Genomic DNA, 14,852 nt, shown 5'->3' with positions numbered 1-14,852 from the left:
TCATCCGCCAAATTGGCAGTTTCCACGCTCAAGTCGGCGATCATTTGCGCCGATACTGCTGAACAACCTACTGACTGGAGTTTTCATGCGACAGGGTTTCCTTGGGCAGTTCCTGCCACATGATTTGACCGACCAGGCCAGCATTCTGTTGGCCCGCACCCTGGCCTTCAGCGGCTTGTGCAGCGTGGTGATCGGCCTGTACAGCTGCATCAAATGGGGCCGCATGGGCAACGAGGCGCTGATGTACGGCTCGCTGCTGCTGGTACTGGGCATGCCGCTGATGTTGCTGGTCATGCGCAGCGCCGTGCTGCCGCTGGCCGTGGCGGCGAATATGGCGCTGGCCTGCATGGCCAGCTACTCGATGCTGCTGATCTACCAGCTGGGCGGCCTGCACTCGGCGCATATCTATTGGCCAGCGGTAATCATCGTCTTCGCCTACCTACTGGCCGGCGCACGTAGCGCCATGGTCTGGAGCCTGGTGCAGGTGCTGTTCGTGTTCTGGCTGATCCGCCTGGAACGCAGCGGCGCCAGCCTGCCAGTGTTCGAACTGAGTCCTCGCGATGCCGCAGTGAACACCTATTCGGGGTTTATCCTGCCGGTGCTAACCGTATGGCTGGCGCAGTGGTACAGCGCACAGCTGCGCAATCAGGCGCTGGCCGATGCCGGGCTGGCGCTTAGCGAGTCCCGCGAGTTCGGTCAGCGCGCCGCACGCAATCAGGAGCAGCTCGGCGGCATCGTCGATGAAGTGCGCAGCACCGCCAGCGACCTGCTGAAGATGGCCGGTCAGCTGCAACAGACCCTCGGCGGCATTCGCCAGCGCTGCCAGAGCATCGACACCGATGTGCAACAGCAGGCCGACGCCATGCACCAGTTGGATCTGGCCCTGCATGAAGTGCTCGACAGCCTTGCTTCCAGCACCGACCACATGCAGCAGCTCAGCCAGGACACCCAGCACAGCAGCAGCCAGGTGAATGCCTGCGCACAACGTATGGAAGATGCCCAGGCCAGCATGCAGGCGATTCAGCAGAGCAACCAGCGCATCGCCGAATCCATGCAGATGATCAGCGCCATCGCCCAACAGACCAACCTGCTGGCGCTTAACGCAGCCATCGAAGCGGCCCGTGCGGGCGAACATGGCCGCGGCTTTGCCGTGGTCGCCGATGAGGTGCGCAACCTCTCGCAGCGCAGCAACGAAACCGCGGATACGGTGCAGAACGTACTGGGCCAGTCGCAGCAGATTATCGACACCGGCGCTACCCAGGTCAGCGATGTCGGCACCGCGCTAAGCAGCAATGCCGGGCTGACCGACAACCTATCCAATTCGATCCTGCAGCACAGCCAGGCGCTTACCCACGCCCATCAACAACTGCTGCACGTACGCGACAACAGCGCCGCACAGCGTGACGCTAGCCAACGCCAGCGCGCTGCCAGCGCCGAGTTACTGCAAGCCCAGGAATCCTTGGTGCAGCTCGGCCAGCAGCTGGAGCAGTTATCGCATCAATTGCATCAGCGAGTGGCCAGCGCTTAGCTATGCAGGACCCTCTCCCACATCAGGGAGAGGGTAAAAGCCTCAACCACTCCAGTTTGAAAGTCAGTTCTACGCTGACAGCCAGCCGAGCGACGGGTATTGTTCGGCCATGAGCCAAACACCCAACACCTTGTTACTGACCTACCAACCGCCCTGGCAGTGGCAACAATTCCATGCGCACTTTGCCCTGCGCGCCCTGGCTGGGGTGGAGAACCTACAGTCACATAGCTATTCCCGCAGCGTGCAGTTCGATGACCAGCGCGGCTGGTTCCGCGTGCAAGCGTTGGATGATCAGCACGCACTGCAGCTGCACTACAGCGAATCGCTGCAGCCCTGCCTGGCGACACTTACCGCGCGGGTGCGCAAGATGTTTGATCTAGACTGCCAGCCACAGCAGATTAGCGCGCACTTTGCCGCCGATACGCAGCTCGGACCGCTGGTCGCGCGTAATCCCGGCTTGCGCCTACCAACCGCCTTCGAGCCGTTCGAGCAGGCGGTGCGAGCCATCGTTGGCCAGCAGGTCACGGTCAAGGCAGCAGTGACCATCACCGGTCGCCTGGTTACCCGTCTGGGCGAGCCACTGCAGTTTGCCGATGCACCTGCTATTCAACGGCTGTTCCCCAGCCCAGCTGCCATCGCCGAAGCCAATCTGGATGGCATCGGCATGCCCGGCAAGCGCGTACAGACCTTGCAGCACTTCGCCACGCTGGTGGCCAGCGGTGCGCTGCGCCTAGATCTGCAGGCTGGCTACACGGCCTTTGTCGAGCAGCTGTGCGCCCTGCCCGGCATCGGCCCGTGGACGGCGGAATATATTGCCCTACGCGCCTTTGGCGAGGTCGATGCCTTTCCCGCCAGCGACCTGGGCCTGCTCAAGGCACCGGTGTGGGGGGCGGTTGGCATCGACGCCAAACAGCTCACAGCCCGCGCCGAAGCCTGGCGGCCTTGGCGCGCGTATGCCGCCGCACACCTGTGGCACAACTACTCGGAGGGTTGAAGCGATGTTCTACCGCTACCACGACAGTCCTATCGGCCGCCTGCTGTTGGCGGGTGACGAAACCGGCCTGCAAAAGCTGCTGATGGATATCGACGACAAACCCTGGCATATCAGCGAACACTGGCGCAGCGCCGCAGGCGAGCTGGATGAGGTATGCAGGCAACTGGATGAATACTTCGCGGGACGCCGGCTGTGCTTCGATCTGCGCCTTGCCCCGCAGGGCACCGCTTTTCAGCAGGCCGTGTGGCAGGCGCTGCAGACCATCCCGTTTGGCCAGACAAGCTGCTACAGCGACCTCGCCACCGAGATCGCGCGGCCCAAGGCAGTGCGCGCTGTCGGCGCGGCCAATGGCGCTAACCCGATTGCCATCATCATTCCCTGCCATCGGGTGATCGGCCGTGATGGCAGCCTTACCGGTTATGCCGGTGGCCTGCCGCGCAAGGCGCTGCTGCTCAAACTGGAAGGGTCGCAGCTACCGGAACAGCGCCTGCTGAGTATTTAACCTGCGTCGCGTTTCAGGGCTTAACTCGCGCCAGTACGCGCGCCTGGGCCTCTAGCGGTAACGCCAGAATCAGTCCCTCACCTGATGCCGGGTAAATGCCGGTCAACGCAGTGATATTGACCTGATGGGAAACCAGCACCAACGACGCGCCACGAGCTTGCGCGTTGATCTGTTTGATCAGCGCAGCCGTCTGCTCGCGGGCGGTTTTGGGTGTTTGAAAGAATGAATCCAAAGCAGGCAGCGCTTCGACTGCGCCCAGGCCCATTTCGCGGGTCGTATCCTGCGCGCGGCACCAGCGACTACTGAGCAGGCGCGGCTCAATCCATTGGCTACGCAACAACTGTCCCCAGCGCTGTGCCTGTTCGCGACCAAACTGACTGAGATTGCGCTGAGTACGGCAATCAGTCAGCTGGAAATTCGCCGGATCACCCGTACCCGGCGCTGTGGCATGGCGTATCAGCAGTACGGCGCGGTCTTCACGCAGTGCGGCCCAGGCGCCGTATTGCCAGCCCAAGTAGCTTTTCAACGGCCTGCTAAAACTTGACCGTACCGCGCGGTCCCATCAGCGCCCAAATAATCAGGCCGATTACCGGCAGCAAGACGATCAGCAATATCCACAACACCTTGATGCCCGTTTCGGCGTTGCTTTTGATGACACTGAGAATCGCCCAGATATCCAGCGCCAGAATGACCAGCCCCAATAAACCGTTGAATGTTGAACCCATTATTTGCCGCTCCTATGCGAAGGTTTCGCTTAATTAGGATAGACGCTAGTCATAAGAGTTCAGCACTGCGGCCAATCAGCAGCCATCCAGCCCGGCAAAGGCGGCGGCAAAATCACCCTCAACAGGCACAAAGCCCGGCACCTGCGGGCTATCGAACAGGCGCACTAGCGCAAAGCGCGGATGCTCGCCGCCATCGAACCAGTGCGCGGTGGCAGCGGGCAACTGCAACAGATCGCCCTTCTCGCACAACAGGCTGTAGACATATTCACCGATATGCAGCGCCAGTAAGCCGCGGCCAGCCAGGTAGTAGTGCAGGTGCGCCGGCTGGCAGCTCTGTTCCTCGCGCAGCGCACGGGCCAGCTCACTGCCCTCGCCGCGCTCATCACACAGGCTCAGGACCTCAGCGCTGGCGTAGCCAGACGTCGTCATCAGTTGATCAATCTGTGCGCTGCTGGCCGCCATCAACTCAGCGCTGGCAGTACCGGCCGTAACCGCCTGCTGTACTGGGATCTGGCTGAACTGCACGCCGACCGCAGCCAGGGTGCTGGCAATGTCTTCAATATGGGTCAGCAGCTTGTTCGGGTACTCGGGCGAGGACTGGTGGTAAACGGTCAGGCTGCTCATGGTCAGGGCTCTCGTACGGTCGGTTTCAATTCAGGTGTTCAATTCAACAGATAAGGGCTCAAGATCGCTCATCGCGCATATAGCACGCGGTAATCACCGCAGCCGCCAGAGCAATCAAGCTGGCAATGGCAAAGGTCCAGGCGGCGCCGAGGCTGTGCCAGCTGTAACCGGAATACAGTGCACCCAGCGCACCGCCAACGCCTGCCAATGCGGCGTACAGGGCTTGGCCCTGGCCCTGCTGACGGTCGGCAAAGCTGCGCTGAACAAAATGCATGGCCGCCGCATGGAAGCTGCCAAAGGTTGCCGCATGCATCAGCTGAGCGAACAGCAACACCGGCAGATGCCCGGCCAGGTTACCCAGCAGCAGCCAGCGCACCGCGGTAATCAGAAAACTCGCCAGCAGCACGGTACGCAGGGAATAACGCGCCAGCAACCGGGCCATAACCATAAACAGCACGATCTCGGCAAGCACGCCCAACGCCCACAGCTGGCCGATCACCCCGCGCGAATAACCCAGCGCCTCCAGGTGCAAGCTGAGAAAGGTGTAGTAAGGGCCATTACTCAGTTGCATCAGCCCAACGCTGAGGTAGAAGGCGAGAATCCCCGGCCGCCGCAACTGTTGCAGAAAGCCGCCCTGCTCCATGGTATTCGGGCGCATCTGCGGCTGCGCATTGGGCACCCACCAGCTGCTCAACACGATGCCGCTCATGATCAGGATCAGCGCCCAGGGATAGGCATTCAGGCTGAGCACCTCGAACAGCTTGCCCAGCCCCACCACCGCGACGATAAAGCCGATGCTGCCCCACAGGCGAATCTGGCTGTAGCGCGGCGCCTGCTCCTTGAGGTGGGCAAAAGTGATGACTTCAAACTGCGGCAGCACCGCATGCCAGAAGAACGCATGCAGCGCCATGACCAACGCCAGCCAGGCGTAGCTCTGGCTGATAAAAACCCCGGCAAAGCACAGCAGCGTACAGAGTGCGCCGAAGCGCACGATGGCCAGCCGCCGCCCGCTGTAGTCACCCAGCCACCCCCAGATATTCGGCGCGATGCAGCGCATCAGCATGGGAATGGCGATCAGCTCGCCAATCCGCGCGGCAGAAAACCCCAGATGGTCGAAATACAGCGCGAGAAACGGCGCAGTGGCCCCGAGCAGTGAAAAATAGAAGAAGTAGAAACCGGACAGGCGCCAGTAAGGCAATACGCCGCTCATGGTTTGGCCGTAGCCTGGGTTGAGCAGAGCGATTCCCAGGGGGCGCAGTGTTGGGTATCGCTGCGCTCAACCCAACCTACGCGGGCTGTCACAGCTGCGGCAGCACCGGGGTGCTGACCCGCACGTCGGCATTCTGCGCGCGGTGGCGCAGCAGATGGTCCATCAGCACGATGGCCATCATTGCCTCGGCGATTGGCGTGGCGCGTATACCCACACACGGGTCGTGACGGCCCTTGGTGATGATATCCACCGGGTTGCCGTGAATATCAATCGAACGCCCCGGCGTGGTGATGCTCGAGGTCGGCTTGAGCGCCAGGTGCGCAACAATCGGCTGGCCACTGGAGATACCGCCGAGGATGCCGCCGGCGTTATTGGAGAGAAAACCTTCCGGGGTCATCTCGTCACGGTGCTCGGTGCCGCGCTGCGCCACACTGGCGAAACCTGCGCCGATTTCCACACCCTTGACCGCGTTGATGCTCATCAGCGCATGGGCCAGTTCGGCGTCCAGACGGTCGAAAATCGGCTCGCCCAGCCCCGGCATCACACCTTCGGCAACCACGGTGATTTTTGCGCCGACCGAATCCTGATCACGGCGCAGCTGATCCATATAGACTTCCAGCTCCGGCACCTTGTCCGGATCGGGGCTGAAGAAGGCATTCTGCTCGACGCTGCCCCAGCTCTTGAACGGAATTTCAATCGGCCCCAGCTGGCTCATATAGCCGCGAATCACGATACCCTGGGTGGCCAGATACTTCTTGGCGATGGCACCGGCGGCCACGCGCATGGCGGTCTCGCGCGCCGAACTGCGGCCACCACCGCGGTAGTCACGCACGCCGTACTTATGGTGATAGGTGTAATCGGCGTGGGCCGGGCGGAAGGAATCCTTGATCGCCGAGTAATCCTTGGACTTCTGATCGGTATTGCGGATCAGCAGGCCAATCGAGCAACCGGTGGTCTTGCCCTCGAACACCCCGGCGAGGATTTCCACCTCGTCGTCTTCCTGGCGCTGCGTGGTGTGGCGGCTGGTGCCCGGTTTACGCCGATCAAGATCACGCTGCAGGTCTTCCAGGCTAATCTCCAGCCCCGGCGGGCAGCCATCGACAATGGCGACCAACGCCGGGCCATGGCTTTCGCCAGCGGTGGTGACAGTGAACAGCTTGCCGTAGGTATTGCCGGACATGTGCAAAACGCTCCGCGAAAATCAGCTCCGAGGCTACGCCAGCCGGCGCAAAACCCCACTTGAGTAAAGGCGGCGAGTATACCCGTGGCGTCCGTACAGATCATCCTCGAACCTTCAGGACGGATAAACGTCCAATCGGCTTATCCCTGGCAGTTGCTATTCATGAACCGAGTTCTTTTGTTGCCTCTTCTGCTCTGCAGTACCTTGCTGAACGCCGCTCCTCCTAGTACAGCAGGCAGCAGCAACGCCCACAGCAGCGTGCAACAATCCATGCGCCTGCAGACAGACCAAGGCACTCTGCATGGCACCTTGCTCAAACCCAGCAGCACCACACCCATGGCAGTAGCGCTGTTGATTGCCGGCTCCGGCCCCACCGACCGTGACGGCAACAACCCCGAAGGCGGCCGGAGCGACAGCCTCAAACGCCTGGCCCAGAGTCTGGCCAAACAGGGCATCGCCAGCCTGCGTTATGACAAGCGTGGCGTAGCCGCCAGCCGCGCCGCCACCCCTGATGAACGCGACCTGAGTGTCGAGGGATATGTCAGCGATGCGGTGAGCTGGGCGCAACGACTCAGGGCTGATCCGGCGTTTGACCGGTTGATTCTAATTGGCCACAGCGAAGGCGCACTGATTGCCAGCCTGGCTGCCGAACAGGCCCAGGCCGACGCCCTGGTGGCAATTGCCGGCAGCTCGCGGCCGATTGATCAGCTATTGCGGGAGCAACTCGCTTCCCGTCTGCCGCCGCATCTGCTGGCGCAGAGCAATCAGTTGCTCGACCGACTACTGGCCGGGCAACTCAGCCCACAGGTGCCCAAACAGTTGCAGGTGCTGTTTCGCCCCAGCGTGCAGCCCTATTTGATCTCACTGCTGCGGCAGAACCCCGGCCAGGCCTTTGCCCAGTTGCAGATCCCGGCGCTAATCGTACAGGGCAGCCATGACATCCAGGTTAGTGTCGCCGACGCCCAGGCACTGCAAGCGGCCAAGCCGGATGCCGAGCTGCTGATCATCCCCGGCATGAACCATATGCTGCGTATCAGCGCGCTGGATTTACCGGCGCAACTGGCCAGCTATGACAACCCTCAGCTACCGTTGGCACAGGGGCTGGGCGAGCAGATCGCCGAGTTCATCCAGCGCAGCGGCAAAAAGCCAGCCTCCAGTTAGCCGAGCGGCGGCCGATAAGCGCAAAAGCAGGCGCCCTATAAATTGGCGTCGCGTAAAGGACCGCCGTTTTATGACCGACAGCCCCGCGCCGCAAACCGACACCGACGTTGCCCCACAGGAAGTCGTCGAGCAAGCCCATCCCTGGGCCGAGCTTGCGCCCGAACATTTTCACCTATTGCGCCTGGCTGCCCTGCCCACCGACCGCCACACCGGCGCACGCCCCTTGCGCTTTATCCAGTTTGGCCGCGTCGAGCGGCTGGGCAAGCAACACAGTTTGCTGCGTTTAACCTTGCAGCTCCCCGGTCAGCGGGTGCGCAAGGAGCAGAATATCTTCGAAGTCTGGGCCAATCATGAACAGCGCACCGTGCGCTTCGGCCCCGACACTGGCCTGCTGGTACAGCCGGAAAACCGTGGCCTGGGGCGTTTTATGCTGGCCCAGGGGATTATCTGGGCACGCCAGCACTTCGCTCATTACCAGGTGGAAAACACCCCGCTGGCGAGTAAGGACGCCTTCAGCGATGAAGCCCGCGCCCGTCGCGACCACTGCCTGCAGGCCCAGGGCTTTGTGGTCGAATACCTCGACCCACTAAAGATCAAGGCGCAGTGCGGCGCGCCACGGGTCAGCTCACTGCATGGCGACTGGCATACGGAAAAGGTGCAGATCATCGAGTTACTGGACGCCGCCAGCATGCTGCAACAGGCCGACCAGAGCCTGCGCGAACAAGAGGTGAAAGTACGCAAGCTGGAAGCGCGCATTGATGTATTCAAACGCGAAGACGGCGGTTTGCGCTTCACCATCACCTGTCTGGTGGCCTTCTGCGTGTTTCAGGCGGGGTTGCTGATCTGGATTGCCACGCGCTAACGAATTGTTTGCAGAGGCTTGCTAAGAAATAGTGCTGGCTTGACGGTACTGTTCTGGCGCAACGCCGTAGGCCTGCTTGAACTGCCGACTGAGATGGCTCTGGTCGGCAAAACCCAACTGCATCGCCACACTCAGCGGCGCACAACCATTCCTTAATAAGGCGCGAGCCTGCTCCAGACGGCGCTGCATCAGCCAGCTATGCGGCGGTAGGCCGGTGGCGCGGCGAAACACTCGCGCGAAATGAAACGGCGACAACCCCACCGCCTGCGCCAGTTGCTCCAGTGACGGCGGTGCCGCCAATTGGCTGACCAGTAACTCCTTGGCACGGCTGACGGCACGGGGTTCATCACCTGGCGCCAGGCCTTCAGGCAAGCGCGCATGACGCTGAAACAGCAGCAGAATGGCCTCACGCCAGGCGGTTTGCAGTTGCAGCGCCGATGCTTGGCTGTCCAGCAACTGATGCAGGGCGACGAACTGACGATGCAGCTGCGGATCATGCAACACGCTGAGGGCGAATGACGGCATGCCCTGCTGCCCCAGTTCCAGCTCGGCCAGTACGCCGCAGACTTGCGCGTTGTCCGGGTAGAAGCCGCGGTAGTGCCAGCCTTGGTCATGGGCCTTAGAACCGGTGTGCAACTCATCCGGGTTGATCAGCACCATGCTGCCGGCTGGGGCCAGATGATCACTGCCACGGTGGCGAAAGCGCTGGGCACCCTGCTCGATCACAGTGAAGACAAAGCCTTCATGCACATGGGGTGAAAAACGCTGCTCGATATAGTGCGCGTGCAGCAGCTCGATACCGCCCAGCTCGCGCGCCTGCCAGAAACGTGTCTGTTCGCCACCCGCCTGCGCCATACCTAACCGCTGAAACGCGCCTCCAGCTGCAGCTTGATCACCGGCCAATCATGGTCAGTGATGCTGTACATCACCGTATCGTCCAGGCGCCCATCGGCCAGTCGACGGTGATTGCGCAGCAGGCCTTCACGCTGCGCCCCGAGTTTTTCGATGGCGCGTTGCGAACGCAGATTGCTGGCTGCGGTTTTCAGCTGTACGCGCACTAGCCCCCAGTTCTCGAACGCGTGCTTGAGCATCAGGTACTTGATGGTGGTGTTGAGGCCCGTGCCGTGCTGGCTACGATCCAGCCAGGTCCAGCCGATCTCCGCCGCAGGCAGGGTGTTCATAAAATCGCCGAAACGAGTGGTGCCCAGCAACTGGTCGCCTAGGCGAATAACAAAGGGCAAGGCCCGCCCTTCACGCTGCTCGAGCAAGCCCTGGCGATACCAGTCGAGACGCTGGCTGCCACTCATATAGATCAGCTCCTGGCGATTGGCTTCGGCAAGACTGATCAGGGCGGGAATGTCGGCATCGACCATGGGCTCGATGCGTAATCCGCCACGTTGCAGGGTTATTAGTTGCGGCTTGAACATAGGGTCCCTCCTCGGACAGAGTCGCAGGCGCGACACGCTAACAGGGCCGGCATGTGTGCACAATCCACAACAGCAACACATTCTGCGCCAGTGCGACCTTGGTCGTACCTGACGCACCGTCACTTTGCTGCGAGACTGGCACCCATGATTTGCCGTGGACGCTGATGCGGTAGGCTCCAGGCAGCCGCTGCGCTGCCAGATATGACCCCGGCAGCCCCCTATAAGTTTGTTTTCGGAGTTTGCATGACTTTGTCTAGCGGGCTGATCGCCGCGGTTGCGCTGATTTACATGGCCGTTCTGTTCACCATTGCCTTCTATGGCGACCGCCGTGCCGCGCCCATGCCACCGAAAATTCGCGCCTGGGTGTATAGCCTGTCGCTGGCGGTGTACTGCACCAGCTGGACGTTTTTCGGCGCGGTAGGTCAGGCCGCCGAACAGCTCTGGTCGTTTCTGCCGATTTACCTGGGACCGATCATCATTCTGGTCTTCGCACCCTGGGTGCTGCAGAAGATGGTGATGATCAGCAAACAGGAAAACATCACTTCAATTGCCGACTTTATCGCAGCGCGCTACGGCAAATCCCAGGCCCTCGCAGTGGTGGTGGCGCTGGTTTGCCTGGTCGGTGTATTGCCCTATATCGCCCTGCAGCTCAAAGGCATCGTGCTTGGGGTCAGCCTGCTCAGCGGTGCGGGCTCGGGCGCCAATGGCACTGGCGCCCAAGACACGGCGCTGATCGTCTCGCTGGTGCTGGCGCTGTTCACAATATTGTTCGGCACGCGCAACCTGGATGTCACCGAACACCATCGCGGCATGGTCCTGGCGATTGCCTTCGAGTCACTGGTCAAATTACTGGCCTTCCTCGCTGTCGGCGCATTTGTCACCTACGGCCTGTATAACGGCTTTGGTGATTTGTTTAGCCAGGCCAAGGCCAGCACCGAGTTGGAGAGTTTCTGGGCGGAAACCGTCAACTGGCCGGCCATGATGACCCAGACGGGCCTGGCGATGATCGCCATCATCTGCCTGCCGCGGCAGTTCCATGTGACGGTAGTAGAGAACATCGAACCCAAGGACCTGCGTCTGGCGCGCTGGGTCTTCCCCGCCTACCTGATACTCGCCGCGCTGTTTGTGGTACCCATCGCCCTGGCCGGACAGATGCTGCTGCCGGCTGGTATCACCCCTGACTCCTTTGTGATCAGTCTGCCGCTGGCTGAAGCACATCCCGCGCTGGCGATGCTGGCTTTTATCGGCGGCGCCTCGGCGGCCACCGGCATGGTGATTGTCGCTTCGGTGGCGCTCTCGACCATGATCTCCAACGACATGCTGCTGCCCTGGCTGCTCCGCCGGCAGAACACCGAGCGACCCTTTGAGGCCTTCCGCCACTGGATGCTGAGCGCACGCCGGGTAAGCATCGTGGTTATTCTGCTACTGGCCTATGTGTGTTATCGCCTGCTGGGCTCCAATGCCAGCCTGGCGACCATCGGTCAGGTGTCTTTTGCCGCCATCGGCCAGTTGGCGCCGGCGATGTTCGGCGCGCTGGTGTGGAAACAGGCCAACCGTCAGGGCGTGTTTGCCGGGCTGTTCGTTGGTGCGCTGATCTGGTTCTACACCCTGGTCATGCCGCTGGTGGCACGTGGCCTGGGCTGGCCAGCGGATGCCTTGCCAGGGGTGCAAACCCTACTGTACGGGCCGATTGGTTTTCAGGTAGACCCGCTGACCCGTGGCGTGGTGTTGTCGTTGACGGGCAACTTCCTGCTGTTTGCCTGGGTTTCCTACTTCTCGCGCACCCGAGTGGCCGAGCATTGGCAAGCCGGGCGCTTTATCGGCCATGACCTGGGCAATAAGCCGAGCAACCGCAGCATGCTTGCGGTACAGGTTGGCGACCTGTTGCTGCTGGCCAACCGCTTTGTCGGCGAAGACCGCGCGCGGCAGAGCTTTATGCGTTTTGCCTACCGCCAGGGCAAGGGCTTCGATCCCAACCAGACCGCCAACAGTGAATGGATTGCTCACACCGAACGCCTGTTGGCCGGTGTGCTGGGCGCCTCATCGACCCGCGCAGTGGTCAAGGCGGCCATCGAGGGCCGCGAAATGCAGGTCGAGGATGTGGTGCGCATCGTCGACGAAGCCTCGGAAGTGCTGCAGTTCAACCGCGCGCTGCTGCAAGGCGCTATCGAGAACATCACCCAGGGCATCAGCGTGGTCGACCAGTCGCTGCGCCTGGTAGCCTGGAACCACCGTTATATCGAGCTGTTCAACTACCCCGATGGCCAGGTGTATGTCGGCCGGCCGGTGGCCGAGCTGATCCGTTTCAACGCCGAACGCGGCTTGCTCGGCGGCGGCGATATCGAGGAGCACGTCAGCAAGCGCCTGTATTGGATGCGCCAGGGCACCGCGCACACCTCCGAGCGGCTATTCCCCAACGGCCGGGTGATCGAGCTGATCGGCAACCCCATGCCCGGCGGCGGTTTCGTTATGAGTTTCACCGACATCACCGAGTTCCGCGAAGCCGAGCGTGCGCTCAAGGACGCCAACGAAGGTCTGGAACAACGGGTCGCCGCCCGCACCTTTGAACTGTCGCAATTGAATCAGGCATTGACCGAGGCCAAAGGCGTGGCCGAGGCCGCCAACCAGTCGAAAACCCGCTTTCTCGCCGCAGTCAGCCATGACCTGATGCAGCCCTTGAATGCCGCGCGGCTTTTCTCCGCCGCCCTGTCCCACCAGGACGACGCCCTACCCGCCGACGCCCGCGAACTGGTGCGCCATTTGGACAGCTCGCTGCGTTCGGCCGAAGACCTGATCAGCGACCTGCTGGATATTTCGCGCCTGGAGAACGGCCGTATCACCCCGGATCGCCACGCCTTTGTGCTGAACAACCTGTTCGACACTCTCGGCGCGGAATTCAAGGTGCTGGCCGCCGAACACGGCGTGGACTTCCGCCTGCGCGGCAGCCGCCTGCGCGTCGACAGCGATATCAAACTGCTGCGGCGCATATTGCAGAACTTCCTGACCAATGCCTTCCGCTATGCCAAGGGCCGAGTACTGCTCGGCGTGCGCCGCAAGGGTCAACAGTTGCGCCTGGAAGTCTGGGACCGTGGGCCAGGCATTCCCGACGACAAGCGCAAGGTGATTTTCGAGGAGTTCAAACGCCTGGACAGCCACCAGACCCGCGCTGAAAAAGGCCTGGGCCTGGGCCTGGCAATTGCAGATGGTCTGTGTCGAGTACTCGGCCACCAGCTGGAAGTGCGTTCCTGGCCAGGCAAAGGCAGTGTATTCAGCGTCACCATTCCCCTGGCCTTGCAAGCCGAACCGCTCGTGCTGGCCAGCCAGCCCGAGCACAATGGCCAGGCGCTGGCCGGTACCCAGGTGCTGTGCATCGACAACGAGGACAGCATCCTCACCGGTATGCACAGCCTGTTGTCACGCTGGGGTTGCCAGGTATGGACGGCGCGCAATCGTCTGGAGTGCGAACACCTGTTGAGCGAAGACGTGCGGCCGCAGCTGGCACTGGTGGACTTTCACCTGGATGACGGCGAAACCGGCACCGAGCTGATGGCCTGGCTGCGCACCCGGCTGGGTGAACCGCTACCGGGTGTGGTGATCAGCGCCGACGGCCGCCCCGAGCTGATCGCTCAAGTGCACGCCGCCGGCCTCGATTACCTGGCCAAGCCGGTCAAGCCGGCCGCCTTGCGCGCCCTGCTGAGCCGCCATCTGACATTACGTTGATCAACCATTCAGGCGCTGACGGAACAGCGCCTGGTGCTCACGGCATTGCGCGGCTGCGAGCAGGAATACACCGTGACCGCCGCGCTCGAATTCCAGCCAGGTGAAATCGACTTCCGGGTACAGCGCCTCGACGTGCACCTGGCTATTGCCGACTTCAATAATCAGCAGGCCTTTTTCGGTCAGATGATCCGCCGCCTCGGCGAGCATACGTCGCACCAGATTCAAGCCATCTTCGCCGCAGGCCAGGCCCAGCTCAGGCTCGTGCTGGTATTCGGCCGGCATATCGGCGAAATCCTCGGCATCCACATAAGGCGGGTTGGAGACAATCAAATCAAAACGCTGGCCCGGCAGCCCGGCAAAACCATCGCCCTGCACGGTGTACACACGCTCATCCAGGCCATGGCGCTCGATATTTTGGTTAGCCACTTCCAGCGCCTCAAACGACAGATCACCGAGCGCCACTTCGGCCTCAGGGAACTCATAGGCGCAGGCGATACCGATGCAACCCGAGCCAGTGCACAGGTCAAGAATCCGCGCTGGATCAATCGCCAGCCAGGGCGCGAAATGCTGCTCGATAAGTTCGGCAATCGGTGAGCGTGGAATCAGCACGCGCTCATCGACAATAAACGGCAGACCGCAGAACCAGGCCTCGCCCAACAGGTAAGCGGTCGGTACACGCTCATCAATGCGCCGCGCGAGCAACGCGTGCAGGCGCGTGTGCTCGTCGTCTTCCAAGCGGCAATCGAGGTAGCTGTCGGCAATTTCGTAAGGTAGATGCAGGGCGCCGAGCACCAGTTGGCGAGCTTCATCCCAGGCGTTGTCGGTGCCGTGGCCGAAGAACAGCTCCTCGCCATGAAACCGACTGACCGCCCAGCGAATATAGTCGCGCACCGTGCGCAGGCGGGTTATGTGGGTATGT

14 protein-coding genes are annotated in these 14,852 nt (G+C 61.7%); 6 read left to right on the top strand and 8 right to left on the bottom strand.

Annotation, left to right across the window (positions count from 1 at the left end):
- Nucleotides 1-85: 85 nt before the first annotated feature.
- From AACX99_RS17835 to AACX99_RS17825, 3 genes are all read left to right on the top strand, one after another.
- Nucleotides 86-1,528, top strand: a complete 1,443-nt coding sequence (locus tag AACX99_RS17835) for a methyl-accepting chemotaxis protein (protein WP_339413762.1) — start codon at nt 86-88, stop codon at nt 1,526-1,528.
- 109 nt (nt 1,529-1,637) lie between these two features.
- Nucleotides 1,638-2,522, top strand: coding sequence for a DNA-3-methyladenine glycosylase family protein (locus AACX99_RS17830; RefSeq protein ID WP_339413760.1), 885 nt, complete (start codon nt 1,638-1,640; stop codon nt 2,520-2,522).
- Between the two features lie 4 nt (nt 2,523-2,526).
- Nucleotides 2,527-3,024, top strand: a complete 498-nt coding sequence (locus AACX99_RS17825) for a methylated-DNA--[protein]-cysteine S-methyltransferase (protein ID WP_339413759.1) — start codon at nt 2,527-2,529, stop codon at nt 3,022-3,024.
- Between the two features lie 13 nt (nt 3,025-3,037).
- Here AACX99_RS17825 and AACX99_RS17820 read toward each other — a convergent pair whose 3' ends face one another.
- The 5 genes from AACX99_RS17820 to aroC form a co-directional block, all read right to left on the bottom strand.
- Nucleotides 3,038-3,550: a histidine phosphatase family protein gene (locus AACX99_RS17820; RefSeq protein WP_339413758.1), complete on the bottom strand. Its 513-nt coding sequence runs from the start codon at nt 3,548-3,550 to the stop codon at nt 3,038-3,040.
- A gap of 7 nt (nt 3,551-3,557) precedes the next feature.
- Nucleotides 3,558-3,749: a PLDc N-terminal domain-containing protein gene (locus AACX99_RS17815; RefSeq protein ID WP_275961538.1), complete on the bottom strand. Its 192-nt coding sequence runs from the start codon at nt 3,747-3,749 to the stop codon at nt 3,558-3,560.
- Between the two features lie 75 nt (nt 3,750-3,824).
- A complete protein-coding gene (locus tag AACX99_RS17810; RefSeq protein ID WP_339413757.1) occupies nt 3,825-4,373 on the bottom strand; it encodes an acireductone dioxygenase in 549 nt (182 codons plus the stop codon).
- A gap of 58 nt (nt 4,374-4,431) precedes the next feature.
- A complete protein-coding gene (locus AACX99_RS17805) occupies nt 4,432-5,583 on the bottom strand; it encodes an MFS transporter (protein ID WP_339413756.1) in 1,152 nt (383 codons plus the stop codon).
- An 88-nt stretch (nt 5,584-5,671) separates the two neighbouring features.
- Nucleotides 5,672-6,763: a chorismate synthase gene (gene aroC / locus AACX99_RS17800; protein WP_339413755.1), complete on the bottom strand. Its 1,092-nt coding sequence runs from the start codon at nt 6,761-6,763 to the stop codon at nt 5,672-5,674.
- 162 nt (nt 6,764-6,925) lie between these two features.
- Between aroC and AACX99_RS17795 the strand changes: the two genes are divergently transcribed.
- Both AACX99_RS17795 and AACX99_RS17790 read left to right on the top strand, forming a co-directional pair.
- Nucleotides 6,926-7,924 carry an alpha/beta hydrolase gene (locus AACX99_RS17795; protein ID WP_339413754.1) on the top strand — a complete coding sequence of 333 codons (999 nt, stop codon included), beginning with the start codon at nt 6,926-6,928 and terminating at the stop codon, nt 7,922-7,924.
- A 70-nt stretch (nt 7,925-7,994) separates the two neighbouring features.
- Nucleotides 7,995-8,786, top strand: coding sequence for a hypothetical protein (locus AACX99_RS17790; RefSeq protein WP_339413753.1), 792 nt, complete (start codon nt 7,995-7,997; stop codon nt 8,784-8,786).
- Between the two features lie 21 nt (nt 8,787-8,807).
- Here the strand turns inward: AACX99_RS17790 and AACX99_RS17785 are convergent, their stop codons facing one another.
- Both AACX99_RS17785 and AACX99_RS17780 read right to left on the bottom strand, forming a co-directional pair.
- On the bottom strand, nt 8,808-9,641 hold the full coding sequence (locus AACX99_RS17785; RefSeq protein ID WP_339413752.1) for a helix-turn-helix transcriptional regulator: 834 nt from the start codon (nt 9,639-9,641) through the stop codon (nt 8,808-8,810).
- A 2-nt stretch (nt 9,642-9,643) separates the two neighbouring features.
- Complete coding sequence (locus tag AACX99_RS17780) at nt 9,644-10,213, bottom strand: GNAT family N-acetyltransferase (protein ID WP_339413751.1); 570 nt, start codon at nt 10,211-10,213, stop codon at nt 9,644-9,646.
- Between the two features lie 243 nt (nt 10,214-10,456).
- Here AACX99_RS17780 and AACX99_RS17775 point away from each other — a divergent pair, with 243 nt between their 5' ends.
- Complete coding sequence (locus AACX99_RS17775; protein WP_339413750.1) at nt 10,457-13,933, top strand: hybrid sensor histidine kinase/response regulator; 3,477 nt, start codon at nt 10,457-10,459, stop codon at nt 13,931-13,933.
- Here the strand turns inward: AACX99_RS17775 and prmB are convergent, their stop codons facing one another.
- A complete protein-coding gene (gene prmB / locus AACX99_RS17770) occupies nt 13,934-14,842 on the bottom strand; it encodes a 50S ribosomal protein L3 N(5)-glutamine methyltransferase (protein ID WP_339413791.1) in 909 nt (302 codons plus the stop codon).
- Nucleotides 14,843-14,852: the final 10 nt, after the last annotated feature.

The organism is Pseudomonas sp. EA_35y_Pfl2_R5 (assembly GCF_963970805.1).
Taxonomy (GTDB): Bacteria; Pseudomonadota; Gammaproteobacteria; order Pseudomonadales; family Pseudomonadaceae; genus Aquipseudomonas.
This window is presented reverse-complemented; position numbering and strand designations above follow the sequence as displayed.

Bases quoted from the DNA above. Each gene is read 5' to 3' on its own strand.
- AACX99_RS17795 (WP_339413754.1), top strand. From the start codon at position 6,926: ATGAACCGAGTTCTTTTGTTGCCTCTTCTGCTCTGCAGTACCTTGCTG.
- AACX99_RS17830 (WP_339413760.1), top strand. From the start codon at position 1,638: ATGAGCCAAACACCCAACACCTTGTTACTGACCTACCAACCGCCCTGG.
- AACX99_RS17780 (WP_339413751.1), bottom strand. From the start codon at position 10,213: ATGTTCAAGCCGCAACTAATAACCCTGCAACGTGGCGGATTACGCATC.
- AACX99_RS17785 (WP_339413752.1), bottom strand. From the start codon at position 9,641: ATGGCGCAGGCGGGTGGCGAACAGACACGTTTCTGGCAGGCGCGCGAG.
- AACX99_RS17790 (WP_339413753.1), top strand. From the start codon at position 7,995: ATGACCGACAGCCCCGCGCCGCAAACCGACACCGACGTTGCCCCACAG.
- AACX99_RS17810 (WP_339413757.1), bottom strand. From the start codon at position 4,373: ATGAGCAGCCTGACCGTTTACCACCAGTCCTCGCCCGAGTACCCGAAC.
- AACX99_RS17825 (WP_339413759.1), top strand. From the start codon at position 2,527: ATGTTCTACCGCTACCACGACAGTCCTATCGGCCGCCTGCTGTTGGCG.
- aroC (WP_339413755.1), bottom strand. From the start codon at position 6,763: ATGTCCGGCAATACCTACGGCAAGCTGTTCACTGTCACCACCGCTGGC.
- AACX99_RS17805 (WP_339413756.1), bottom strand. From the start codon at position 5,583: ATGAGCGGCGTATTGCCTTACTGGCGCCTGTCCGGTTTCTACTTCTTC.
- AACX99_RS17815 (WP_275961538.1), bottom strand. From the start codon at position 3,749: ATGGGTTCAACATTCAACGGTTTATTGGGGCTGGTCATTCTGGCGCTG.
- AACX99_RS17775 (WP_339413750.1), top strand. From the start codon at position 10,457: ATGACTTTGTCTAGCGGGCTGATCGCCGCGGTTGCGCTGATTTACATG.
- AACX99_RS17835 (WP_339413762.1), top strand. From the start codon at position 86: ATGCGACAGGGTTTCCTTGGGCAGTTCCTGCCACATGATTTGACCGAC.